The 26,050-nt window shown below is 33.8% G+C and carries 27 protein-coding genes, 1 other RNA gene and 1 other annotated feature; of the genes, 2 read left to right on the plus strand and 26 right to left on the minus strand.

Annotated elements, in window-relative coordinates; all coding sequences use genetic code 11:
• On the plus strand, nt 1–175 hold a 175-nt coding region (locus HHH54_RS00955; protein ID WP_198616957.1), incomplete at its 5' end, for a transposase.
• Nucleotides 176–299: 124 nt separating this feature from the next.
• Here the strand turns inward: HHH54_RS00955 and HHH54_RS00960 are convergent.
• The 4 genes from HHH54_RS00960 to cymR form a co-directional block, all read right to left on the minus strand.
• Nucleotides 300–467 carry a hypothetical protein gene (locus tag HHH54_RS00960; protein ID WP_198616958.1) on the minus strand — a complete coding sequence of 56 codons (168 nt, stop codon included), beginning with the start codon at nt 465–467 and terminating at the stop codon, nt 300–302.
• A gap of 13 nt (nt 468–480) precedes the next feature.
• Entirely contained in the window at nt 481–666 is a 186-nt protein-coding gene (locus HHH54_RS00965) for a CsbD family protein (protein ID WP_198616959.1), read from the minus strand.
• A 69-nt stretch (nt 667–735) separates the two neighbouring features.
• Nucleotides 736–1,566 (minus strand): aldo/keto reductase, encoded by an 831-nt coding sequence (locus tag HHH54_RS00970; RefSeq protein WP_198616960.1) that lies wholly within the window; start codon nt 1,564–1,566, stop codon nt 736–738.
• A 55-nt stretch (nt 1,567–1,621) separates the two neighbouring features.
• Nucleotides 1,622–2,044: a cysteine metabolism transcriptional regulator CymR gene (cymR, locus tag HHH54_RS00975; RefSeq protein WP_198616961.1), complete on the minus strand. Its 423-nt coding sequence runs from the start codon at nt 2,042–2,044 to the stop codon at nt 1,622–1,624.
• 136 nt (nt 2,045–2,180) lie between these two features.
• On the opposite strand from cymR, the gene HHH54_RS00980 reads away from it, so the two are divergent.
• Nucleotides 2,181–3,443: a replication-associated recombination protein A gene (locus tag HHH54_RS00980; RefSeq protein WP_198616962.1), complete on the plus strand. Its 1,263-nt coding sequence runs from the start codon at nt 2,181–2,183 to the stop codon at nt 3,441–3,443.
• A 101-nt stretch (nt 3,444–3,544) separates the two neighbouring features.
• Here the strand turns inward: HHH54_RS00980 and HHH54_RS00985 are convergent, their stop codons facing one another.
• The 22 genes from HHH54_RS00985 to mreC all read right to left on the minus strand — a co-directional run bounded on the left by HHH54_RS00985 (nt 3,545) and on the right by mreC (nt 25,710).
• On the minus strand, nt 3,545–4,315 hold the full coding sequence (locus HHH54_RS00985; protein ID WP_198616963.1) for a tRNA threonylcarbamoyladenosine dehydratase: 771 nt from the start codon (nt 4,313–4,315) through the stop codon (nt 3,545–3,547).
• Nucleotides 4,316–4,394: 79 nt separating this feature from the next.
• A non-coding RNA gene (gene ssrS, locus HHH54_RS00990) (6S RNA) lies at nt 4,395–4,586 on the minus strand.
• 73 nt (nt 4,587–4,659) lie between these two features.
• The gene (gene aspS / locus HHH54_RS00995; RefSeq protein ID WP_198616964.1) at nt 4,660–6,426 is read right to left on the minus strand and encodes an aspartate--tRNA ligase; all 1,767 of its coding nucleotides are present in this window, start codon (nt 6,424–6,426) and stop codon (nt 4,660–4,662) included.
• Nucleotides 6,426–7,697: a histidine--tRNA ligase gene (hisS, locus tag HHH54_RS01000; RefSeq protein WP_198616965.1), complete on the minus strand. Its 1,272-nt coding sequence runs from the start codon at nt 7,695–7,697 to the stop codon at nt 6,426–6,428. The genes aspS and hisS overlap by 1 nt, the downstream gene beginning before the upstream one ends.
• Before the next feature lie 371 nt (nt 7,698–8,068).
• Nucleotides 8,069–8,944 (minus strand): N-acetylmuramoyl-L-alanine amidase family protein, encoded by an 876-nt coding sequence (locus HHH54_RS01005; protein WP_198616966.1) that lies wholly within the window; start codon nt 8,942–8,944, stop codon nt 8,069–8,071.
• Complete coding sequence (dtd, locus tag HHH54_RS01010) at nt 8,941–9,393, minus strand: D-aminoacyl-tRNA deacylase (RefSeq protein WP_198616967.1); 453 nt, start codon at nt 9,391–9,393, stop codon at nt 8,941–8,943. Before dtd ends, HHH54_RS01005 begins: the two co-directional genes overlap by 4 nt.
• A 15-nt stretch (nt 9,394–9,408) precedes the next feature.
• Entirely contained in the window at nt 9,409–11,598 is a 2,190-nt protein-coding gene (locus HHH54_RS01015; RefSeq protein WP_198616968.1) for a RelA/SpoT family protein, read from the minus strand.
• A 319-nt stretch (nt 11,599–11,917) separates the two neighbouring features.
• The gene (locus HHH54_RS01020; RefSeq protein ID WP_198616969.1) at nt 11,918–12,436 is read right to left on the minus strand and encodes an adenine phosphoribosyltransferase; all 519 of its coding nucleotides are present in this window, start codon (nt 12,434–12,436) and stop codon (nt 11,918–11,920) included.
• Nucleotides 12,437–12,445: 9 nt separating this feature from the next.
• Nucleotides 12,446–14,722: a single-stranded-DNA-specific exonuclease RecJ gene (recJ, locus tag HHH54_RS01025; protein WP_198616970.1), complete on the minus strand. Its 2,277-nt coding sequence runs from the start codon at nt 14,720–14,722 to the stop codon at nt 12,446–12,448.
• Nucleotides 14,723–14,839: 117 nt separating this feature from the next.
• Nucleotides 14,840–17,119, minus strand: coding sequence for a protein translocase subunit SecDF (secDF, locus tag HHH54_RS01030; RefSeq protein WP_198616971.1), 2,280 nt, complete (start codon nt 17,117–17,119; stop codon nt 14,840–14,842).
• A 140-nt stretch (nt 17,120–17,259) separates the two neighbouring features.
• Nucleotides 17,260–17,523 carry a preprotein translocase subunit YajC gene (gene yajC, locus HHH54_RS01035; protein WP_198616972.1) on the minus strand — a complete coding sequence of 88 codons (264 nt, stop codon included), beginning with the start codon at nt 17,521–17,523 and terminating at the stop codon, nt 17,260–17,262.
• A 15-nt stretch (nt 17,524–17,538) separates the two neighbouring features.
• Nucleotides 17,539–18,678, minus strand: coding sequence for a tRNA guanosine(34) transglycosylase Tgt (gene tgt / locus HHH54_RS01040; protein WP_198616973.1), 1,140 nt, complete (start codon nt 18,676–18,678; stop codon nt 17,539–17,541).
• A 20-nt stretch (nt 18,679–18,698) separates the two neighbouring features.
• Nucleotides 18,699–19,724: a tRNA preQ1(34) S-adenosylmethionine ribosyltransferase-isomerase QueA gene (queA, locus tag HHH54_RS01045; protein WP_198616974.1), complete on the minus strand. Its 1,026-nt coding sequence runs from the start codon at nt 19,722–19,724 to the stop codon at nt 18,699–18,701.
• A 12-nt stretch (nt 19,725–19,736) separates the two neighbouring features.
• Nucleotides 19,737–20,735 (minus strand): Holliday junction branch migration DNA helicase RuvB, encoded by a 999-nt coding sequence (gene ruvB, locus HHH54_RS01050; RefSeq protein ID WP_198616975.1) that lies wholly within the window; start codon nt 20,733–20,735, stop codon nt 19,737–19,739.
• A gap of 15 nt (nt 20,736–20,750) precedes the next feature.
• Nucleotides 20,751–21,353: a Holliday junction branch migration protein RuvA gene (ruvA, locus tag HHH54_RS01055; RefSeq protein ID WP_198616976.1), complete on the minus strand. Its 603-nt coding sequence runs from the start codon at nt 21,351–21,353 to the stop codon at nt 20,751–20,753.
• Between the two features lie 12 nt (nt 21,354–21,365).
• Nucleotides 21,366–21,809, minus strand: coding sequence for an ACT domain-containing protein (locus HHH54_RS01060; protein WP_198616977.1), 444 nt, complete (start codon nt 21,807–21,809; stop codon nt 21,366–21,368).
• 23 nt (nt 21,810–21,832) lie between these two features.
• Nucleotides 21,833–23,122 carry a GTPase ObgE gene (gene obgE, locus HHH54_RS01065; RefSeq protein WP_198616978.1) on the minus strand — a complete coding sequence of 430 codons (1,290 nt, stop codon included), beginning with the start codon at nt 23,120–23,122 and terminating at the stop codon, nt 21,833–21,835.
• 188 nt (nt 23,123–23,310) lie between these two features.
• Nucleotides 23,311–23,595, minus strand: coding sequence for a 50S ribosomal protein L27 (gene rpmA / locus HHH54_RS01070; protein WP_037574233.1), 285 nt, complete (start codon nt 23,593–23,595; stop codon nt 23,311–23,313).
• 10 nt (nt 23,596–23,605) lie between these two features.
• Complete coding sequence (locus HHH54_RS01075) at nt 23,606–23,926, minus strand: ribosomal-processing cysteine protease Prp (protein WP_198616979.1); 321 nt, start codon at nt 23,924–23,926, stop codon at nt 23,606–23,608.
• Nucleotides 23,927–23,928: 2 nt separating this feature from the next.
• Complete coding sequence (gene rplU, locus HHH54_RS01080) at nt 23,929–24,237, minus strand: 50S ribosomal protein L21 (protein WP_198616980.1); 309 nt, start codon at nt 24,235–24,237, stop codon at nt 23,929–23,931.
• 11 nt (nt 24,238–24,248) lie between these two features.
• Nucleotides 24,249–24,321: a sequence feature (ribosomal protein L21 leader region), on the minus strand.
• A 37-nt stretch (nt 24,322–24,358) separates the two neighbouring features.
• Nucleotides 24,359–24,874 carry a rod shape-determining protein MreD gene (mreD, locus tag HHH54_RS01085; RefSeq protein ID WP_198616981.1) on the minus strand — a complete coding sequence of 172 codons (516 nt, stop codon included), beginning with the start codon at nt 24,872–24,874 and terminating at the stop codon, nt 24,359–24,361.
• The gene (gene mreC, locus HHH54_RS01090) at nt 24,874–25,710 is read right to left on the minus strand and encodes a rod shape-determining protein MreC (RefSeq protein WP_198616982.1); all 837 of its coding nucleotides are present in this window, start codon (nt 25,708–25,710) and stop codon (nt 24,874–24,876) included. Before mreC ends, mreD begins: the two co-directional genes overlap by 1 nt.
• Nucleotides 25,711–26,050: the final 340 nt, after the last annotated feature.

Here is a 26,050-nt window from a genome sequence, read left to right on the forward strand (position 1 = left end):
CCCCCATTTAACAAATGGACCAATTGAAGGTATTAACAATAAAATTAAACTTATTAAGCGTGTGTCTTACGGTTATAGAAACTTTTATAATTTCAGAAATAGAATATTAGTTATTTCTAGGATGTTTGTAAGTGAACATAAAAAACGTACCAAGTCACTAAAAATAGCAACTTAGTACGTTTTGTCTTCACCAACCGACGTTGACAAAGAGCCTATAAATGTTAGAATGTGCTTTACCTTCTTTTTTAGGTAAATAGTATTTCTTTATTAATCAAAGATAATCAACAATAATACTACGATTATTTTTTATCATTTGTAAATTGATCTAGCGCATCTTTCGCTTTATCTAAAATACTATTATTTTTATCATCATTTGTTTTATTATTGTCTTTATTTTGAGCATTTTGATACTTATCATAAGCGTCTTTTGCTTTATTTAAGTATTCTTGTCCTTGTTTTTTATCCATCTAATATGCTCCCTTATTTTTTAAACTTATCGATAACGTCATTCGCTTTCTCTTTAACATTATCAACGACTTCTTTCGCTTTACCTGAAGCTTTGTCACCTTTACCTTCATTTTCTAATTCTTTATTATTCGTAACGTTACCTACAGTTTCTTTTACATTTCCTTTTGCTTGTTCAAATTTGTTTTCGCCTTCAGCCATTTGAAGCCCCTCCTTGAATAATATTGTCTTAATCAGTATTCCACATTTTTCAGAGTTTAAACATTAACTTTAGAATTCTTCATATACAGCTGGGTCTTGATTTTTTCGTCGACCATCAGGCTTTGATAAACTATCGATTTGCTTTAAATCTTCAGTGGATAACTCAAAGTCAAACACTGATAAATTCTCCAATTGTCGTGTTTTTGATGTTGCTTTTGGTATTGGCATTACACCTTTTTGAATATGCCATTTTAAAATCACTTGTGCGACTGTTTTATTATATTTGTCTGCAATATGCTTAAGTGTATCTTCCTCCATGACACCATTATCTCGACCTAATGGACTCCATGCTTCCGTAAGTATATTTTTATCATGATGATACTCGATGAGCTCTTTTTGATTAAAATAAGGGTGACATTCTACTTGATTCACTACAGGTAAAACGCCTGTTTCTTTTTCAAGTTTTTCAATATACTCTGGTAAAAAATTACATACGCCAATAGATTTTATTAATCCAGCTTTTTGTGCAGCAATCATCGCTTGCCACGCTTCTACGTATTTTCCTTGTTTAGGATTTGGCCAATGAATCAGATATAAATCTATATAGTCAACACCTAAACGATAAAGGGACTCTTGAATTGTTGTAAAAACATCATCATAAGATTGATAACGTCCAGGAAGTTTCGAAGTTATAAAAATTTCGCTACGTGGAACGCCACTTAATTGAATACCACGGCCAACAGTCCCCTCATTTTCATAATTATAAGCAGTATCAAGCACACGATATCCTAATTGTAAAGCGCTACTTATTGCATGAGCACCTTGTATACCATTAAGTTTATATGTCCCAAACCCGAGTTGATCAATATGTTGTTTATCATTTAATAGATACTTTTCCATATGGAATCCCCCATCTCATAATATTATGATTTAATGTATCGTTCGAATTAGAAGATTAGATAAAGAACATATAGCCTTCTAGTTTATCTGATTCTTCTTTATAATCAGCTAAAGATTGCAATGTTGTTTGGTCAAGAACATCTTTAACTGCATCACGCATTTGAAGCCACAATTTTTGTTGAGCAGGTGGCTCTGACTCAATACGTTCAACAATGGTAATTGGTCCTTCTAATAAGCGAATAATGTCTCCTGCTGTAATTTCATCTGCTGGCATTTTAAGTTCATATCCACCTTTTGCACCTCTAACACTACGGATTAGTCCAGCATTTCTTAATGGACCAACTAGTTGTTCTAAATACAAATCACTTAAATCATTCTCTTCTGCAATTGTTTTTAACGAAACACATCCCGTACCTTTACGTTTCGCTAAAGCAATCATTAAAGTTAGACCATACCTACCTTTAGTCGATATTTTCATGTTTTAACCTCACCTTACGTAGTCCAATTTACTTAAAATTTAGTATTATTTATATTATTATAATACCTATGCAATCACACTACAAACCATAACACATTTTGATACTTTTATGATGTAATGATTGGAGAATTTTAAAATGACTGTAGAACCTTTAGCTTCACGTATGAGACCGCAAAACATTGATGAAATTATCGGTCAAGAACACCTTGTTGGCCCTAATGGTATTATTAGAAGAATGGTTAATGCTAAAAGACTGTCTTCCATGATCTTATATGGACCACCGGGTATTGGAAAAACAAGCATCGCTCAAGCTATTGCTGGAAGTACGCAATATAAGTTTAGACAACTCAATGCAGTTTCTCATTCAAAAAAAGATATGCAATATATCGTTGAAGAAAGTAAAATATCTGGCCAAATTATACTTCTACTCGATGAAATTCATCGTTTGGACAAAGCAAAACAAGACTTTTTATTACCACATTTGGAGAATGGGAAAATAGTACTAATTGGTGCAACTACGTCAAATCCTTATCATGCAATCAATCCAGCTATTCGTTCGAGAGCGCAGATATTTGAACTACATCCACTAAATTCTGATCAAATTAAACAAGCTTTAAAGCAAGCACTTGCTAATGAAAACAGAGGATTAAAACAATATCAAGTTTCAGTCGATGACGACGCTTTTGAATATTTTTCCACACAAAGTCAAGGTGATGTAAGAAGTGCATTAAATGCATTAGAGCTTGCAGTCTTAAGTGCTCAAGACAATCCAATTCATATCACGCTCAATGACGCAGAAGATTGTTTACAACGTGGCGCTTTTATCAGTGATAAAGATGGAGATATGCATTATGACATTATGAGTGCATTTCAAAAGTCTATACGCGGCAGTGATGTCGACGCTGCATTGCACTATTTAGCTCGTTTGATTCAATCTGGTGATTTACCTACAATCACACGACGATTACTTGTTGTAAGCTATGAAGATATTGGACTTGCATCACCTGGAGCTGGTCAAAGAACATTAGCTGCAATAGAAGCAGCTGAAAGATTAGGATTACCAGAAGCTCGAATACCTTTAAGTCAAGCTGTCATTGAATTATGCCTTTCACCTAAGTCCAATTCTGCTTACAAAGCTATAGATAGTGCATTGCAAGATATTCGTCAAGGTAAAATTGGACAAATTCCTGACCATTTAAAAGATGGACACTATCAAGGTGCTAAATCACTGGGTAGATCAATTGGTTACCAATATCCACATGATTTTGAAAATGGATATATTACGCAACAATATCTACCAGATTTACTAAAAAGTCGAAGTTATTATAAACCTAAAACAACCTCCAAGTTTGAAAAACAACTAAGTGAAATTTATCAAAACTTAAAAAAATCAAGATAATATTGCAATAAGGTTTCAAGTACAAAAAGCATTAGACTTTAAGTGTCACTAATACAAACTCATTGCAGACACTTTATTAATAAGTCTAATGCTTTTTATTATTATTTGTCTTTAATACGTTGAACTGGAATTGCTTTTAAAATATCATTACATACATAACTTGCACAAATTAAACCTACCACACTTGGAACGTAAGCATTTGAGGAAGGTGGCATTTGCGCTTTTCGGTTCATCCCTTTGGCGTCTCCAACCTTCGCTTTAACATCCTCACGAATTATAATTGGACTTTCATCAGAAAATACTACAGGAATTCCTTTTTTAATTCCTTTTTGTTTCAATTTGTTTCTAATCACACGAGCGATAGGATCTGTATTTGTTTTAGAAATATCTTCTATTTTAAAACGTGTTGGGTCAGTTTTATTTGCTGCACCCATACTTGAAATGATTTTAATCCCTCTATTTAAACATTGTTCCATCAAATGAACTTTATATATAATTGTATCACTAGCATCTATAACATAATCTATATCATAGTCATTAAACAGTTGCTCATATGTATCCTCTGTGTAAAACATATGCAATGGCGTTACTTTACATTCAGGATTTATAAGTTTAATGCGCTCCTCCATTAATGTCACTTTACTTTGACCAATTGTAGTCGTTAAAGCATGGATTTGACGATTGACATTTGTAATATCGACGTCATCTTTATCTATTAAAATAATATGACCAATGTTTGTTCTCGCTAGGGCTTCTGCTGCAAATGAACCTACACCACCTACACCTAGGACAACTACCGTTGTATCATTTAACTGTTTGAGTCCTTCTTGACCAATAGCAAGTTCGTTCCTTGAAAATTGATGTTTCGTCATTATTCATTGAACTCCTTCATCTCAAATTCTATTAATTTTATATCAAAAAAATACGCAAGACATAAAGTCTTGCGTACCGATAGAATCCGTTCTGCCGTAGTTTAAAGTGCTTGATCATTTTGGCCTGCTAAATACAGGTGGGTGTCCTGTTTCTTGTTTTGCACGTCCTTCTATAAAGGCGTGTGCGCTGCAAGAAAACCTATTGGACTCCCTGATCAAAGAGTGTTAGGTCAAAATACATACAGCGAACTTACGAACATTACAGATGACTATCTTATACTCCAATCATATCACAATTATGGTAATTCGCAAGCAATATCACTTTTCTAAATTATAAATTGACTTTATTTTTTGATACGTAAAGATAACTCATCTAATTGTCTTTCTGATACCGTGCTTGGTGCATCTGTCAATAAATCAGTTGCAGATGCTGTTTTAGGAAATGCAATTGTATCGCGTAAATTAGTTTGACCTGTTAAAAGCATTACCAGTCTATCTAAACCAAGGGCTATACCACCATGAGGCGGTGCACCAAATTTAAATGCATCTAATAAGAAACCGAATTGAGCTTTCGCTTCTTCTTCACTAAACCCTAACGCTTTAAACATTTTTTCTTGAAGTGAACCTTCATGAATACGGATTGATCCACCACCTAGCTCATAACCATTGAGTACAATATCATAAGCTTGTGCTTGAACATTTTCAGGATCAGATTCAAGTTTATCGATATCTTCTTTTTTAGGTGAAGTGAACGGATGGTGAGCTGCAACATAACGATGTGCCTCATCGTCGTATTCAAATAGTGGCCAATCAGTCACCCATAAGAAATTCAGTTTATCAGGATCAATTAATCCACGTTCTTTTCCTAATTTAATACGTAATGCACCTAAACTTTGTGCTACAACCTCTTTAGAATCTGCCACAAATAATACTAAATCTCCTGGTTTTGCACTAGTTAACTGTTGTAATTCACTCACATGTTCATCTTCAAAAAATCTAGCAATTGGCCCTGTGAGACCTTCATCAACAACTTTTACCCACGCTAAACCTTTAGCTCCGTAAATATTTACAAATTCAGTTAATCCGTCAATATCTTTACGAGTATAATCATTAGCCGCATCTTCTACAACTAAGGCTTTAATTTGTCCTCCATTTTCAATAGCATTTTTGAAAACTTTAAAGTCCATGATTTCACCTAATTTTGATACGTCAAGTAACTCCATACCAAAACGTGTATCCGGTTTATCACTACCGTAACGCTCCATCGCTTCAGCATAAGTCATACGTGGGAATGACTCATTAATCGTAATACCTTTAACATCAGAAACGACTTGCTTAAGCATTGCTTCACCAAGATTCATAACATCTTCTTGTTCAACAAAACTCATTTCCATATCGACTTGTGTAAATTCAGGTTGACGATCTGCACGTAAGTCTTCATCTCTAAAACATTTTACAATTTGATAATATTTATCAAAACCACTAACCATTAATAATTGTTTAAACAACTGTGGAGATTGTGGTAACGCGTAAAATTCACCTTCATGTACACGCGAAGGTACCAAATAGTCACGTGCCCCTTCAGGTGTCGATTTAGTTAAAATCGGTGTTTCAACATCATAGAATCCTTCTCCATCTAAATAACGTCGAATTGATTGTGTGATTTGGTGTCTCATTTTGAATGTACGTGCAAATTCTTCTCTTCTTAAATCTAAATAACGATATTTTAATCGGATATTTTCATCTACATTCAAGTTTTCTTCATTAATTGAAAAAGGTGGTGTTTCTGACTTGTTAATAATACGAATTGATTTAGCTTGAACTTCTACTTGTCCTGTTTTTATTTTAGGGTTGATTGTCTCTTCATCACGTTTAGAAACTGTTCCTGTCACTTCTACAACATATTCCGAACGAATACGTTCAGCTGTCTCAAGTGCTTCTTTGGAAAAATCCGGGTTAAACACAACTTGTACAAACCCTTCACGATCACGAACGTCAACAAAGATTAGTCCACCTAAATCACGACGATTGTGAACCCATCCCTTTAATGTTATTTCTTGACCTAAATACTCTTCTGTTACTAAGCCGCAATATGTTGTTCTTTTCGTCATTATTTCATCTCCTCTAAAATATAACTTGCAATAGCATCCAGTGTTACAGATGATGTTTCTCCAGATTGCATGTTTTTAACTTCTACTTGATTTTGTTCTAGTTCTTGATCACCTAAAACAATTGTATATTTAGCATTCAAGCGATCCGCCTGTTTCATTTGACCTTTTAATTTACGTGATAGATAATCCTTATCTACTTTAACACCTTGATGACGTAAATCGTTTAATAATTTGACTGCATAATTATCAGCAGTTTCGCCCATTGTAGCGACAAATAAATCGATTGGATTTTCAACTGGTAGTTCAATGCCTTCTTCTTCTAGTGCTAGTAATAAGCGTTCAATACTTAAAGCAAACCCAATACCAGTTTGTTTTGGACCATCTAATAATTCTAGTAAACCATTGTATCTACCGCCACCACATAATGTTGTAATTGCACCATCATACTCATCATTATCCATCATGAGTTCAAAAGCAGTGTGGGTGTAATAATCTAATCCACGCACTAGTGTAGGATCAACAACATAGTTAATACCCAAACGGTCTAAATGTGCTTTTACCGCTTCAAAATAAGATTTAGAATAATCATTTAGATAATCAGTAATAGCCGGCGCAGTTTTCATTTCAGGCTTGTCACGATCAATTTTACAGTCTAATATTCTCATTGGGTTAGTGTCTATACGATTTTGACAATCTGCACAATACGTATGAATAACCGGTTTAAAGTGGTTTCTTAGAGCTTCTTGATAGTCTTTTCGAGAATCAAGATCTCCGACACTATTAATCACTAATTTCAGTTTTTTCAAGCCGAATGATTCATAGATGTGCATCACCATCGCTAAAATCTCCGCATCAATAGATGGATCTTCAGTACCAATCGCTTCTACTCCAAACTGATTAAATTGACGATAGCGTCCTTTTTGTTTACGTTCATATCTAAACATTGGACCATTATAATATAATTTTACCGGTTGATTAGGTAAGCCCTGCATTTTATTTTCAATATAACTTCTCACTACAGCTGCTGTACCTTCCGGACGTAACGTTAAGCTACGATCTCCTTTATCTTTAAATGTATACATTTCTTTTTGAACTACATCTGTTGAGTCACCCACACCTCTAGCGAATAGATCAGTACTTTCAAAAATAGGTGTACGTATTTCTTGATAGTTATAACGCTCCATCAAAGTTTTAAGTTGATTTTCGATATATTGCCATTTCGGTGATTCTGAAGGCAAAATATCTTGTGTACCTCTTGGGATTTTAATCATAATCAAACCACCTCGTTCACTTTTATAAATATAAAAAAGCCCCTTGCATGCATCATTACATACAAGGGACGTTAATTTAAGACGTGTTGCCACCCTTATTCAAGAGATTAACTTAGCTTAAATACACTAAATTAAATAAAGTTGACGACTTCAACCTCTTCTCTAAGCTAGTAACGTTAGCTAATCGACACTACTTTGCATAGCATCCCTCTTCTTGTGTTCATAAATTATGATTCGAAGATTTATCTTTCAGCCGAGGATAAATTCTCTTTGTAAAATGACATCTCACCATAATCTTTCAAGAATACAAACGGTTTTAATTATAAAATTCAACTACAATGATACCTGTTTTTGAAAATACTTTCAAGACATTAACTTAAAAAATATGTTTCCAAACCATCCACAATTGCCTCTTCTACGATAGCACGATAATTTTTATCACGCATCATCACTTCATCAGTTGGATTACTAATATAGCCTAATTCTAATAAAACAGCAGGAAGCTTAGTTTGACGTAACACTTGATAGTTTTCTTGTCTTGATCCTCTATTCGAAAGTAATGCTTTTTTCTGAATACTTGCATTAAGCACATCTGCAAGTCGTTCTTGTTGTTCATGATACCAATACACTGTAGCACCATTAGCATTATTTGATTCTAAAGCATCGTTATGAATACTAATAAATACATCTCCATCTGCTTTACGATCTTTTAATTTGACATACGTATCATCATCCCGTGTCATTTTGACTTTGGCCCCTTTACTTTCTAGACGATTTTTTAGCTCTAAAGCAGTTTTAAGGGTGATATTTTTTTCAAGGGTCTTTTTGGGTGTTTGGCCTGAAGCACCTTGATCTCCACCGCCATGACCAGGGTCGAGCACAATAGTTTTCCCTCTTAACGGATCAGCATTAGGATCAACATCAGGTTTGATATTTAAAGAAGTATGCCAACCAGCTATCCAACCTTTTTTGGTTTCACTTTGATCAATGACTTCAATCCATTTACCTTCTTTAGAAACGATATTAAATATGTCTCCTTTATGAACCTTATATATTTCTGGGTATCCCGCATTAGGCCCCGTTCTGATTTCAGCATTCTCTGTTAACTGTAACTTTTTTTCATCTTTATGATTAAGTAATAAAAAAGAGATCAACACAGCCATTAAAATCGCTAATATAAGAAGGATAAAGTAAAATTGAGTCGTTTTAATATTTTTAGATTTTAACCACTTTTCAAATTGACTCATATTATTTTGCCATCTTCACTTTCATAAATAACAGTAACAGGCCCTTCATTTTGAATATCAATACTCATATCCGTTCCAAATTCTCCTGTTTCCACATTTATACCCAAATCTGTTAAATATGAATTGAATTTTTCATATAATTGTTCAGCTTCTGTTGGGTGCATTGCATCTGTAAAACTCGGACGATTCCCTTTTTTTACATTTGCATATAAAGTAAATTGAGAAATAGATAAAATTTCACCATCTATTTGTTGAATATTATCATTTAACTTACCACTAACATCTTCAAAAAGTCGTGCGTTTGCAATTTTTTTCGCAAGTACTTTTGCATCTTCCTCAGTATCAGATGCTTTCAAACCTACTAATAAACAATAGCCTTGTCCAATTTTATTGTGAATTGTATCATTTTTTACTGCAGCAGATTTAACTCTTTGAACTACAACTTTCATGATTATTACTCACCTCTAATTCCATACTCTTGAAACCGTATAAATATCTCCAAGTTGTTTTATTTTATCTACAACTTTAAAAACTTCATTAACATTTTTGACCATAATACTTAGATTAATAATGGCATTTTTATCGACATCAGATTTACCTGAGACTTTAACCAATTGACTTTTCGTAGTTGTAACTGCTTGTAACACTTCATTTAATAATCCATTACGATCATAAGCGGTTACCTCTAAATCCACTTGATATTTTTGAGAAGCATCTTTTGATTTTACCCATTCTACATCTATTAAACGATCCGTTTCATTTTTGATATTTGGACAATCAGTACGATGCACTTTAATACCGTGACCTTTAGTAATGTATCCTACAATTTTATCCCCAGGAATCGGATTACAACATTTCGATAACTTAATCAATACATTATCCAATCCTTCAACATAAACGCCGGAATCTGTAGTAATTGAGTCTTTTATCGGAACCGATTTCGTCACTTCTTGCGCTTGATTTAATGCTTTTTGTTTATGTTCAATTCGAATACGCTCTGTTAATTTATTAACAATTTGATTTGAAGTCACTCCACCAAAGCCAACAGCAGCATATAAATCTTCTTCGTTAGCAAAATTATATTTATCATTAACAATTTTAATATTCTGCTCTGTTAATACCTCTTCCGGTTTAAAGCCCTGTTCTTTCAATTCTGCTTCAACCATAAATTTTCCTTTTTCAATATTTGAAGAGCGGTCTTGTTTTTTGAAGAAACTTTTAATTTTACTCTTGGCACTTGATGATTTAACAATTTTTAGCCAATCACGACTAGGTCCATAGGAATGCTTACTTGTACGAATTTCAACAATATCGCCGGTCTGTAAAACATAATCAATAGGTACAATTTTACCATTTGCCTTGGCACCTATCATTTTGTTGCCTACTTCACTATGAATAGCATATGCAAAATCGATAGGTACTGCACCATAAGGTAATTCAATAACATCACTTGCTGGTGTGAAGGCATATACTTTATCACTTTGTAAATCAAATTTTAATGATTCTATAAATTCTTGAGCATCTGAGGAAGTGTGATCTGTCTCCGCTATATCGTTTAGCCAATTTAATTTCTTTTGATAAGGTTGTTGGTCTGAATTTATTTGTTTACCTTCTTTATATGCCCAATGCGCTGCAACACCATGTTCTGCGATTTCATGCATTTCATAAGTTCGAATTTGAATTTCTAGCGGATCTCCATTAGGCCCTACAACAGTCGTATGTAAAGACTGATACATGTTTTGTTTTGGCATTGCGATATAATCTTTGAAACGTCCAGGCATCGGTTTCCATAATGTATGTACAAGGCCTAGAACAGCATAACAATCTTTTATAGAATTAACGATAACACGCACTGCTAATAAATCAAAAATCTGATCAAACTGCTTTTTTTGTTTCATCATTTTACGATAAATGCTATAGATGTGCTTGGGGCGCCCATTTATCTCACCATCGATTTTCATAATATCCATCTCTTTTTGAATATTTTGAATCGCATTTTTTATATATGCTTCACGTTCACTTCTTTTCTTTTTCATTAAGTTCACAATACGGAAATACTGGATATTATCAATATAACGTAGCGCAATATCTTCGAGTTCCCATTTAATTGTATTGATTCCTAATCGATGTGCTAAAGGTGCATAGATTTCTAAAGTCTCTTTTGAAATTCGGATTTGTTTTTCTCGTGGCATCGCACGTAACGTTCTCATATTATGTAATCTATCTGCTAGCTTAACTAATATCACACGCACATCTTTTGCAATAGCTACAAATAATTTTCTATGGTTTTCTGCTTGTTGCTCTTCTTTAGAACGGTATTTCACTTTCTTCAATTTAGTAACACCGTCAACAATCGTCGCAATTTCAACATTGAACTTTTTAGCAACATCATCAAATGTATATGATGTATCTTCAATCACATCGTGTAAGAACCCAGCAACAATAGTAGGGCCATCAAGATGCATTTCAGTCAAAATACCAGCAACTTGTATGGGATGCATAATGTATGGTAACCCGTTTTTTCTAAATTGGCCTTCATGTGCTTTATAAGCGATATGGTAACTTTTTAATACATATTCATATTGCTCTTTACTTAAGTATGTTTTTGCTTTATACAGAACTTCATCGGCGCTATACGGATATTCGTTGTTCATAAGGACACCCCCACATTTAAATAATATCTATATCATACTACAGGATTGTTGAGAATTGAACCATTTATTAGCGAGAATTTCAAAATATGAACAGATGTTAAATTCAAATTTTAATGTATATATTCCTTCTACAAAAAAAGAACACAGTAAGGGGTTAAGACGTCATAGTACTCCGATAATCAAACAACGAGAGCCTTAAACTAAGAGTTTTTAAATGACATGAAAATTTGAATAACACAATTTCTATTAAGTCATTTCAAATCATATCCCTGTTAACTGTATCCTAACCACACTTTAAACGTGTTCCTTCATAACCTTACTATTCATCATAAGAAATCAATGTTAAAACATCATAACCTTTAATTTTATCCATTCCTTTAAGATATGCAAGTTCTATAATAAATGCAATCCCAGCTACAATACCACCTTGTTTTTCAACTAAATGAATTGCTGCTTCGATTGTTCCACCAGTTGCCAATAAATCATCAGTAATTAAGACACGTTGTCCTGGTTTAATTGCATCTTTGTGCATCGTTAAAACATTGCTACCATATTCAAGGTCGTATTCATAGCGAATGACTTCACGTGGTAACTTGCCTTCTTTTCGAACAGGTGCAAAACCTATACCCATTGCATAAGCAACAGGGCACCCAATAATAAATCCGCGTGCTTCTGGTCCAACAACTATGTCTACATTTTTTGATTTAGCATATTCAACTATCTTATTCGTTGTATATCCATAAGCTTCACCATTGTCCATAATTGTTGTAATATCTTTAAAATTAACGCCTTCTTTAGGCCAATCTTTTACTTCTGAAACATACTGTTTTAAATCCATAATGTCCTCCTAGTTTTCCTTTAACATTTGAGCTTCAATCCAATTTCTCGTCGAACTAAAATCCTGATATAATAATATTTTTTCAACATTAATACGCTCAAGGCGTGCTTGATATACACGGCTTGATTCAATGGAAAGCTTTTGCTGTGTAGGTACTATCTCTATAGTACCATTTTTTTGTGCAATTAGTCCTAAATCTAAAAATACCTTTAAGATAAATTTAAGTATATTTGGGTCAACTTTTAAAAATTGACTTAATTGCATTCCTTCTTGAACTAAATTTGTTTTACCTTTTTGATACAAGGCTTTATAACATTTTTTAAATACTTCAACTTTTGGAACACCTTCAAAATAAATCGATTTTTGATGGTTAAATACGAGATAAATTTGAGATGCATTAATATGTTGAAGTGATGTTTGAATATCCTCAATCGTAAGAGGTAAATCTCTAAATACACACTTTTCATATCGTGCTTCAATCGGTTCTCCATAATAAAATTCATTATCACTTTTTTTATCCTCTGAAGGATGTATGAGATAACAAGTCTGTGCATTAAATTCGGGTAAATGTTTAGTTTTATTGCGATAATCTAATATCTGTCGCTCATCACTTTTTAAATCTTTTAATATAATTTGTGGAGTCTGAAAACCATTCCATTCATTAATTTGTAATTCACCAAGAGCATCAATAGATTGATCTTTCGTCATAACCTGAGCTAAATCACCTTGATTCCAATATAATCCTTGAAGGTTTTGCTCTGTAAAAGCTATTTTTAAATGCTTTTTTTGTTGCCCTATACCTTTTGCATCTTGAATCACTAAGCGATTGAATCGGAAAATTGGTCGATTAAATTCTGACCCAAATGGTCTTAAACGCTCAATAGATTGGATATTCTCAATTGTGATATCCTCAATATCTAACACTGCATCAATTTGTTTTTCAGGTTTGAGGTCTTCATCTTCAAAATGCAGAGTCATCCATTTATTCAAAGCTTCTCTTAATGGGTCAACTTGATCGACTGATAATGTTAATCCAGCGGCCATATGATGCCCACCAAACTTATCTATCAGTGTTCGATGTTCATTTAGAATGTCATACATTGACACTTGAGTGATACTTCTAGCTGACCCTTTTGCAGTCGATTGCTGTCGATCAATATTTAGTATCATAGTCGGTAAGTTGAATTGTTCTACGATTCTTGATGCTACAATACCCAGCACACCTTCGTGCCATCCTTCTTGTGCAAGAAGTAAAAATTGATGACCGTTTTTAATGTCTATTTCAGCCATATCCATAGCTTCTTCTGTAATGTCCTCGACAATTGCCTTACGTTCATTGTTAAAATATTCAACTTGTTCTGCTAAAAACTCCGCTTCTTCTATTTCCTTAGTCATAAGTAATTCAACAGCTAATGATGCTTCTTCCAAGCGACCTACTGCATTTAATCGAGGACCAATTAAAAATCCTATTGTTTCTTCAGTAATCGTCTCACTAAATCCCGCTTGGTTTAAAAGCGCACTAATCGCAACCGGTACTCTATCATTAATTAGTGAGAGTCCTTTTTTTACAATATAGCGATTTTCATCTTTAAGTGGCACTAAATCCGCAATTGTACCAATCATTGCTAATATCCAATATTCACTAGGAATATCAGAAATTAAATTTTGAGCTAATTTTAACGCGACGCCTGCACCGCATAAATATTGAAATGGATAACTATATTCTGGATGCATGGGATGAACTATTGCAAAAGCTTCAGGCAATGTTTCGCCTATCTCGTGATGATCAGTAACAATCACATCCATACCTAAATCTTTCGCAAGACGAATCTCATTATGACCTTGAATGCCATTATCTACAGTAATAATCAACTGAATCCCTTCATCATGCGCATTGCGAAACGCGAGTTCACTTGGACCATACCCTTCTGTAAAACGATTAGGGATATACCAACTGACTACAGCTCCTAAACGCTCTAGCACATCGACTAAAATCGTCGTAGAGGTTACACCATCAGCATCGTAATCTCCATATACTAAAATCGGTTCTTGCTTGTTTATTGCATTATGTATACGTTCAGTTGCTTTTTCTATATCACTTAATTGTTTAGAGTCATGATTGATAGCATTAGAAGACAGTATCTCTTCAATTGAAGATTCTGTCGTAATGTCTTTGCTTTCTAACACTTTACGCATAATTGGTGTTAAATTAAATTTTTCAATTAAAGATGATGTAATGGAAGTCTTTTCTTCTCGAGATAGCCATTGATATTTAGACTGAATCATACTTTACCGCCTCTTTCCCAAACGTATTATATCGAATTTTTACGTAAATAAAAAGTAATGATACATTAAAAAAGTGATTGAACAGATGAATATATCTATTCAATCACTTAGCTATTATTAAACTAATACTTTTTCGTCATTTGAGCGTTTGCGCTTATACACAACTAATTTGTGATTATTAGATTTACGAAGCTCGCGTTTTTTCAACATTCCCCAAAGTGGTACCGCAATGAAGATAGATGAATATACACCTGAAATTAAACCGATTAATAACGCTAAAGAGAAGTTAAATATACTTGACGCTCCTAATACTAATAAAGCAACAACTACAATAACAACTGTTAAGACTGTATTAAAAGAACGTGTCAATGTTTGTCGAATTGAGCTATTAACGATGTAATCTATTTCAGATTCTTTAGTAATAACTTTAACTTTAGAAAGCATTTCTCGAACACGATCAAATGTTACAATCGTATCGTTAATCGAGTAACCAATAATTGTAAGTACAGCAGCTATGAATGTGATATCAACTTCAATACGGAACAAACTGAAAACAGCGATAATCATAAATGCATCGTGTAATAGTGAAATAATTGAGGCAATACCCATACGCCACTCGAATCGTAATGTAATATATATAATCATACCAATTGACGCTAATAAAACTGCCAACATCGCATTTTTTGCAAGTTCTTGCCCAATGACTGGTGATACTGTGTTGACTGATGGTTCATGACCATAAGCATCATTTAGTGCAGTTTTTAGTTGCGCAATCTCATCTTTAGTTAAGTCATCTTTATATTGCATTGAAAGGTTATCATCTTTTGTACCACCAATTGAAATTTGATCTGGTGCTAAGTTGATGTCTTCCATTTTCCGCTCTACATCACCTTGTTTTAAGGGACTATCACTTTGTAAATCTACTCGAGTACCTGATGTAAAATCAATACCTAGATTTAGTTTGAAAATAAATAATATGACGACACCTGCGAGTATAACTAGACTACTGAATGCAAATAAAGGTTTAGCTAATTTCATAAAATCAATACGATCATATGGAGTGGATAGATCTGACACATCATAACCTTCATTAATATTGTGTATTTGTTGTTGTTTAACACCAAACCACCATAGTTTTTTCTTGAACACATTTGAATGTACTAATAGCGCAAGTAAAATACGAGTTAAAAATACTGCTGTTACAAAACTCATTAAAATGGCGAGTAATAACATAGTCGCAAACCCTTTAACTGAACTTTCACCAAAGAAAAACAGTACAGTCGCTGCTAATACAGTAGTTAAGTTTGCATCGAGAATAGTAATAAAGGAGCTTTTATTTGCGCGTTTATATGCTTGTTTTAATGTACGTCCAATTCTTAATTCATCTTTGATTCGTTCATACATAATAATATTAGCATCAACAGCCATCCCTACACCTAATACTAACGCAGCAAGACCTGGAAGTGTTAGGACACCTGAAATAAAGTTAAATGCCACGAGCGTTAGATAAATGTATGTAGTCAGTGTTATGACCGCTACAATCCCAGGAATGCGATAGAACAGTAGCATAAAGATAAATATAAGACTGATTCCTATAATTGATGCGTATATCGTTTTATCTAAAGCATCTTGACCAAATTGTGCTCCGACAGACGTAGAATAAATTTCATTTAAATCTACTGGTAATGAACCGGAATTTAATAAATCAGCAATTTGTTTTGCTTCAGCGATACCATCTTCACCTTGGAAGCCTCCTGAAATTTCAACATTTTTAGAGTTAATAGGCTCATCTACAGTTGCAGCTGATATATATTTAGGATCTTCTTTAGTTTTTTCTTTTTGATAGCTATCACCTTTTTTGAAATCTAACCAAACAACCATAACGTTTTCTGTTTTTTTAGAGATTTTCTCTGTAACTTCCCTAAATTTGTTGCTGTCTTTAAGTTGGAACGTTACAGCAGGTTGATTGGTATTTTGTTTGAACTCTTGTTTAGCTGATCCTTGAACTAAATCTTTTCCGGTCAAAAGTTCATGATCCTCTGCGTCACGAATCGTCAAATTCGCTTGCGATGATAGGATTTCACGTGCTTGATTTTGGTCTTTAACACCCGCTAATTGAACACGGATTCTATTACCATCTTCAACTTGTATTTTAGGTTCAGATACCCCTAATACGTTTACACGTTGCTCAAGTGTCTTAGCTGTTGATTGTACAGCCGTATCGTCTATTTTATCTCCTTTCTTTAAAGGTTCAACTTGGTATAGTACCTCAAATCCACCTTGTAAATCGAGACCCAAGTTCACATTTTTAACCACATCTCTAAAACTCATTGCCATACCACCTAACAATAATATGACAATAAGTAAAAATGCGATAAGTCTACTTATTTTTTTCACATAAACACCTCATTTGAGTTTTCTCACGTTTCTAGCATACTTGAATGATTGAAATATTCGCAAGCTATTTCCTTTTAAAAACAAAAAAAGATATGGAAAACCATATCTTTTAATTCAAGGTTAATTTGCACAAATCTGATTTATGATGGATCAACTTGCTTAATCGCTTGTTTTTCGAATGTTAATTCATTACCTTTTCCATCTACAGAAATAACTGCTGTTGTTTCATCTACTGCACGCACAGTACCTTTAATACCTCCAATTGTTGTAACACGTTGACCTGATCTTAGTGCTTCAACCATTTGACGATGCTCTTTAGCACGTTTTTGTTGAGGACGTATCATAAAGAACCACATTACAACAAACAGTAATATTAACGGCAGTAAACTCACTAATGAACCCATAATCATCCTCCTTTTCTAAAAGTTTTTTGGATTTTCAACATTCAAGCCATATTGTTCATAAAACTCCTCTTTAAAATCTAAGAGGCGATCTTCTCTTATAGCTTGTCTAATGTCCTCCATTAATTTTAGCAGAAAATGTAAGTTATGATAAGTCGTTAGACGAATACCAAATGTTTCATCTGCTTTGATTAAATGACGTAAATATGCGCGAGTATAATTTCGACATGTGTAACAGTCACAATTTTCATCTAAAGGTCTAAAATCGTCTTTATACTGTGCATTCTTAACAACAAGTCTACCTTTAGATGTCATACATGTACCATTTCTCGCAATACGTGTTGGTAAAACACAATCAAACATATCCATACCTAAAATACTACATTCAATTAAAGCATCTGGTGAACCAACCCCCATAAGATATCGAGGCTTATCCTTAGGCATGAACTGTTCTGTATATTGTACCATATCATACATGACAGGCTTAGGTTCACCCACTGATAAACCTCCAATAGCATATCCTGGAAAGTCTAATGCAACAAGTTCTTCTGCAGACTGTTTACGCAAATCTTTATATTCGCCACCTTGTATAATTCCAAAAAGAGCTTGGTCTTCTGGTCGTTGGTGCGCAACTTTACAACGTTTAGCCCATCTAGTTGTACGTTCTAAGGAATCTTTAACATAATCATATTCAGCTGGCATTGGCGGGCATTCATCAAAAGCCATAATAATATCAGAGCCTAAGTCATTTTGAATTTGTATAGAATCTTCTGGAGACATAAATAATTTTGAACCATTTGTGTGATGTCTAAATTCTACGCCCTCTTCTGAGATTTTACGTAAGTTACTTAAACTAAATACTTGGAAACCACCAGAATCTGTTAAAATTGGACCATTCCAATTCATAAATTGATGTAATCCACCTGCTTTTTTAATAATATCGTTACCAGGTTGAAGCCATAAATGATACGTGTTTCCTAATAATATTTTAGTGTTCATTTCTTTTAATTCTTCAGGACTCATTGTTTTCACTGTTGCTTTAGTTCCAACAGGCATAAACATTGGTGTTTCAAAGGATCCATGAGGTGTATGGACAATTCCTAAGCGAGCTCCTGATTGTTTACATGTTTTTATATGTTCATAAGTTACAGCAGGCATGTAAAACGCTCCTTTTATTTTTAAATAATAATCATTGCATCTCCAAAACTAAAAAATCGATACTTTTCATCGACCGCATGTTGATATGCACGAAGTATAAATTGCTTAGTACTAAAGGCAGAAACCAGCATAACAAGTGTCGATTTTGGTAAATGAAAATTGGTAATTAATCCATCTACAGCTTTAAATTCAAAACCTGGATATATAAAGATATCTGTCCAACCACTGGATGCTGTGAAGTCATCATAGTCTCTGTAAATTGTTTCAAGCGTACGTGTAGAGGTTGTTCCTACTGAAATAATTCGCCCCCCATTTTCCCGAGTATCACGCAAAATTTCAGCGGTCTTTTCATTCATATGGTAATATTCACTATGCATTTTATGATCATCTATATTATCAACACTGACAGGTCTAAATGTTCCTAAACCTACATGTAAAGTCACAAATGCAATTCGTACACCTTGATTTTGTATCTCAGATAGTAATGATTCTGTAAAATGTAAACCAGCAGTCGGTGCAGCTGCAGAACCCACTTCTTTTGCATAAACAGTTTGGTAACGATCTTTTTCATCCAATCTTTCTTTAATATATGGTGGAAGCGGCATTTCACCAAGTTCATCTAAGCGCTCTTGTAAAATACCATCATAGCTCAAACGCATGATACGTCCACCTTGAGATAATGTTTCGATACAAGTCGCTTTGATCTTACCTTCTCCAAAAGTTAACGTTTGTCCAACTTTTATACGTTTCGCAGGTTTCAATAGAACTTCCCAATCGTCACCTTCTAATTGATTTAACATTAGCATTTCAACCTTAGCGTGAGTATCTTCTTTTATACCAAACAGACGTGCAGGCATGACTTTTGTATCATTTAATACTAACGTATCACCCGCATTTAAAAAGCGTTTGACATCTTTGAAATTAAGATCCTCTATGTCACCTGTTTTTCGATTAAGATATAATAATCGACTAGTATCTCTTTTTTTTAAAGGTGTTTGTGCGATTAGTTCTTCTGGTAAATGGTAATCAAATTCTTCTATATTCAATATTAAATCTCCTTACTGAATCGGATAGTTGAAATGTTCATAAGCGAGTGGTGTCGCCTTACGTCCTCTTGGGGTACGTTCTAAAAATCCTTTTTGAATTAAAAATGGCTCATAAACATCTTCAATCGTAATCCGCTCTTCTCCAATAGAGACAGCTATAGTATCAAGACCAACAGGACCGCCATGGTATTTTTCAATGATACAAGCAATCATTTTATGATCAATATAATCTAATCCTTCACTATCTACTTGTAATAACTGCAACGCACGCTTAGTGGTTTCAATATAAATCATGTCATCTTGATTAACTTGTTGAAAGTCTCTGACGCGCTTCAATAATCTATTAGCAATTCGCGGTGTCCCCCGACTTCTTTTCGCAATTTCCATAGCACTAGCTTCGTCAATTTGAGTGTTTAAAACGTCAGCCGTTCGCATGATAATGTGTTGTAATTCTTTTTCTTTATAGTATTCAAGACGTAAGTGCACACCGAAACGATCTCTTAAAGGACTTGTTAAACTTCCGGCTCGTGTCGTAGCACCTACTAGTGTAAAAGGAGGTAAATCTATCCTAATGCTTCGTGCCTCGTCTCCTTTACCTACTATAATATCTAAGAAAAAATCTTCCATTGCTGGATACAATACCTCTTCCACAACACTACTTAATCTATGAATCTCATCTATAAATAGGACATCACCTGGTTGAAGACCTGTAAGTATTGCTGCTAAGTCACCTGGCCGCTCAATAGATGGTCCAGATACCGTACGCATATTGACATTCATTTCATTTGCAATAATATGCGATAATGTCGTTTTACCTAATCCAGGGGGACCGAATAAAAGTACGTGATCTAATGGTTCTTCACGTAATTGAGCCGCTTCAATAAATACTTCTAGATTGGACTTAATTGAAGATTGGCCGATATATTGTCGTAAATATTCTGGGCGTAGCGATAACTCAAAGTCATGCTCTGTTTCTTTTTCGTTACCATCTACCATACGATCGTCATTCATACCATCCCTCCTAAATTATTTAATGAGCTGTTTTAACCCAAATTTGACTGCCTCATCCACTTCTTCAAATGATTGTTGACTCATTAATTTTGATAACTTGTTTAACTCCCGTTTTGAATAACCTAATGCCTCAAGTGCAAGCATTGCTTCATCCTGAACTTGCATTGTTAATGGTGTAGAAGTTGTTTGCATAACAGTATGCTCTGTTTCTTCATTAATAATCACTTTACCTTTTAAATCAAGGATTATTTGACGCGCAGTTTTCTTACCAATACCAGGGAATTGAGTAAGATAAGATTCATTCTCATTTTCTATCGCTAATTTAACGTCATTAGGCGTACTTGCCGCTAAAATAGCTAGCGCTGATTTAGGGCCAATTCCTGTCACTTTAATAAGACTTGTAAACAGATCTTTTTCTTCTAAATTTATAAAACCGTAGAGTAAATGCGCATCATCTCGTACAATTAGAGAAGTAAAAACCTTTATTTTTTCATTTAAATACTTCTGAAAGCGATAAGAGTTTGGTGTATGGATTTCATAACCCACTCCTGATGCACTTTCAATAATGATATGTGTTGGCGTTAGTTCCGTTAATTGACCATACAAATATGCATACATAACATTGTCTCCTTATATATCCATACCTATAATATCAACATTATAGACATTTTCTATTTGTTTCAAAGCTTTTATGACCTCATAAATATTCATAGACGTTTCAACCATCCTTAACGAAAGTGTGATAGAAGCACGTTGATTCACTGGAACACTCTGATGAATTGTTAAAACAGAGAGGTTCAGTTCAGATACTTTTTCAAGTATATTTGCTAAAATACCAACTTTGTCATTAACAAACAATATCAACGTAAATGAATTGTTTCTTTGCTTTAATTCATCTAAAGGAAATATAGTATCTCTATACTTATAAAAAGCACTTCGAGAGCATTCATGCATATCGACAGCTTCTTGAATAGTTAAAGTCTGATCTTCTTTTAAAGAAGATTTTACTTTTAATACTCTCTGTACAACATAAGGTAAAACATCTTCACGTATGAGATAAAACTTATGTTTCATATGTTATCGTACAGCCTCCTTATCTATTCAATAAATTCAAACTCTCCACCAAGTATACGTACTGTATCTCCATTTTCAGCGCCTCTCTCGCGTAACGCATCATCAATTCCCATTGAACGCATTTGTCTTGCAAATCGACGTACTGCCGGATCACTATTAAAATCAGTCATTTTGAACATACGTTCTATCGCATTACCACTCACAACATACGCCCCATCGTCATCACGAGTAATTTCAAATTTATCTTGTGACGGTGTATGTTTATAAAGCACACGATTTACACCAACTGTATCTTCTTCAATACTGAAATCAACATCTTTAACTTTTTCAAGTGTATCAGCAATCGTATACAGTAATTGATCGATATTTTCTTTAGTGAAAGAAGAAATAGCTATAACAGGAAGATTACTATCTATTTTTGATTTGAATTGTTTAAGATGCTCTTCTGCATCTGGTATATCCATTTTATTAGCAACTATAATTTGCGGACGTTCTTCTAAACGTTGCTTATATGCAGATAATTCTTGATTAATGGTTTGATAGTCTTCAAATGGATCTCGCCCTTCCATACCACTCATATCAATAACATGTACAATCACTTTAGTGCGCTCAATATGTCTTAAAAATTGATGTCCTAATCCTACACCTTCTGACGCACCTTCAATAAGACCTGGTAAATCTGCCATAACAAAACTACGCTGGTCTGGTGTTGTTACAACTCCTAAATTAGGTTGTATTGTTGTAAAATGATAAGCACCAATTTTAGGTTTCGCTTTGGACACAATAGATAATAATGTAGATTTTCCGACACTAGGGAAACCTACAAGACCAACATCTGCTAATAACTTCAATTCTAATGTAACTTCTATTTCTTCTCCTGGTTCTCCGTTTTCACTGAAATCTGGTGCTGGATTTTTCGGCGTGGCAAAACGTGAATTTCCACGTCCACCTCGTCCACCTTTAGCAACTGTAGCCTGTTGACCATGTTCAATTAAATCAGCTACAACTTCTTCAGTATCTGCATTTTTAATTGTAGTCCCTGGTGGCACTTTCAATATTAAGTTTTCAGCATTTTTACCATGCATATTACTGCCTTGACCATTTTCACCTTTTTTAGCTTTAAATTGGCGTTGATACCTAAAATCCATTAATGTTCGCAGTCCTTCATCAACTTCAAATACTACAGAAGCACCGCGACCCCCATCACCACCAGCAGGGCCGCCAAAAGGCACATATTTTTCTCTACGATATGCAGTAATACCGTTACCACCATCGCCAGCTTTCAAAAATATCTTCACTTGATCGACGAACATTTTTTCACCTCTTTTACATTTAATATATAACAATTTATTTAGTTAAAGTTAGTTCTATTTTTGATGGTACAACAATTGTCTTTAATACAAATCAGATATTGCATATCATCTTTAACATGAACTTCTTTAAAAATATGACCTAAAAAAATAAACACCAGAAGCCAACTTCTGGTGTTTAAATTGACAAATTATTCAGCAACTGCATATACAGAAACTTGTTTTTTGTCTCGACCTTTACGTTCAAATTTTACAACGCCGTCGATTTTAGCGAATAAAGTATCATCGCCACCACGACCTACGTTTTCACCTGGGTAAATTTTAGTACCACGTTGGCGGAAAAGGATAGAACCACCAGTAACGTATTGACCATCAGCACGTTTAGCACCTAAACGTTTTGATTCAGAGTCACGACCGTTTTTAGTAGAACTTACCCCTTTCTTAGATGCGAAAAATTGTAAGTTTAATTTTAACATGAGTTACACCTCACTTAAGATTTAATTTAATATAGTCTTTATATTCGTCTTCCATCGTTTGTAGAGAGACGATCATAGCTTGTAATATTAACTGTGCTTGTTCATTTGATGGATCAACAGAACGCACATGAAAATATCCACCTTCATCATCATAATCAATGTCAGGTTTTTCAGAAGTTAGTCCCATTATAGCATTGATACTTCCAAATAACACTGCAGAAGCTCCGGCACACACAATATCTTGTCCATGCTCTGCATAATCTGCATGACCTGTCATAATCACATCAGACACTTGACCTTCGTCATTTAAACTAATATCAACATTAATCATAATTATGCATTAATTTTATCGATAGTTAGTTTAGTGTATGGTTGACGATGGCCTTTTTTACGTTTAGAGTCTTTACGACGACGGTAAGTGAATACAGTGATTTTTTTACCGCGACCTTGTTTGTTAACAGTCGCTGTTACTGTTGCACCTTCTACTGTTGGTGCTCCTACTTTAACTGAATCTCCACCTACAAATAAAACTTTATCGAAAGTGAATGTATCACCTTCGTTAGCATTTAACTTTTCAACGAAGATTTCTTGACCTTCTTCAACTTTGATTTGTTTTCCACCTGTTTCAATAATAGCAAACATACTTTGCACCTCCTAAAATTAAGTCACGCCATATATAGGTGACATTCGTACTTAAAACCTATATTTGAGCGGTTGTATGTAGCTATAAAACTACTCAACTACTGCATAATATCATTAATCATCACTTACTGTCAACAGTATGTTTACGATTTTTGTATATACTTATAACTGTATAAATAATAGTAATTAATAACGCATTAAAAATAACTGTTGGCATAATTCTTAAGAAAATAAGTTGGATTACATGTAGCTCTACTAACCCTAATACACCATAAACTAAGCTTACAAACACTTCAAACAATGCGGTTAATACTAATAATGATATAAAAATCATTTTTTGATCACGGTAGAACACTTTGATGAATTTATCAACTATTAATGTGAATATTAAATTTCCAAATAAATATACGCCATATATTTGTCCAAAATAAACATCATGTATAATTCCTAAAAAAACACTTAATATCAATGCGATATTCGTATTTTTAAAAATAGCAATCACTAAAATGAAAAGCAGCGTTAGATGTGGTACAGATATGATATCAAAATTTCCAATACGAATAGGCGATAAGAATGTTAATAACGTATCTAAATAAAAGCATATTAACGAAATTAAGAAATAATAAAATGTTTTCATTATTCTTCACCTTGTTCTGTAGACACTTTACTTACTTTATTATTTTTAGCGACATATACGTGTGCTAAATTATTCATATCCGCCCCAGTCTTGATAATGACTTGCTTAGATAGTCCATATTGGTCATTTTCTACTTTTTGTACTTCTCCTACATATAATCCTTTAGGCATATCATCGCCTAAACCGCTAGTCAGTACTTGGTCACCCTTTTCAACCGTATCCTTATTGTCTATATCACTAATTATAAGCTCATGATGCTTTTCATCATAATGGTCAATAAGACCAAAAACTTCATCCGAGTCATGCTGGATATTGACAGACAATCGATTCGTACGTCCTTTAGTTGAAATCAAATCTACTTTTGAAGAAAATTGGTTTACTTTTGTGACTCTCCCTACTAAACCTTCATTTGTCATAACCGCCATATTTTCTCTTACACCGGCTTTTTTTCCTTTATCAATAATAAGTGTATTTAACCATTGATCAGGTTGACGTGCAATAACTGCCGCTGATACAGGATTGTATTTAGAGATATCAGTCATATCAAGCTCTTTTTTTAGATTTTTATTTTCTGATTTCAAACGATTATTCTCAGCCTCGAGTTGTTTTATTTTACTGCTCTCATCTTTTTCATGATTAAATAGTTGGTGAATAGAGCCAGATATAATATGCACAGGATAAGTAAAAACACGCTGTCCAAAACTCACGGTATCACCTATGTATTGTTCCGGAACGGATTGTGAATTTGACCTTATAGAAAGTCCTATTAATGCAATAAAGATAATGATTGAACAAAATAATACGACAAGTTTATTGTTCTTAAAAAAATTGGACAACCTTAACACCTCATGTTCTATGTATTTACCTATACTGTACCATTTTAAATGAATCTCTTCTTTTAATAAAGTCCGAATTAATGAACTGCTTCAATTTAGAAATTTAAATAAATGTATAATAAACCAAAGCAACTATACTACTATAATTATGTGTTATGTTTCTCAAACAAGAAAGGAAGTTATAATTAAATTAGATAAACAGAGGTAACATCAAACGAAAGAAAAGAAAATGTTAAAAAATTGGTTATTATAAAGAGTGTTAAAGATAGGGATGAAATTTCAAAATTATATTATTGAGATCGAGACTACAGTGACAATTAAATGAATGAGTCCCAATCTC

The organism is Staphylococcus canis, assembly GCF_016238445.1.
Lineage (GTDB): Bacteria > Bacillota > Bacilli > Staphylococcales > Staphylococcaceae > Staphylococcus > Staphylococcus canis.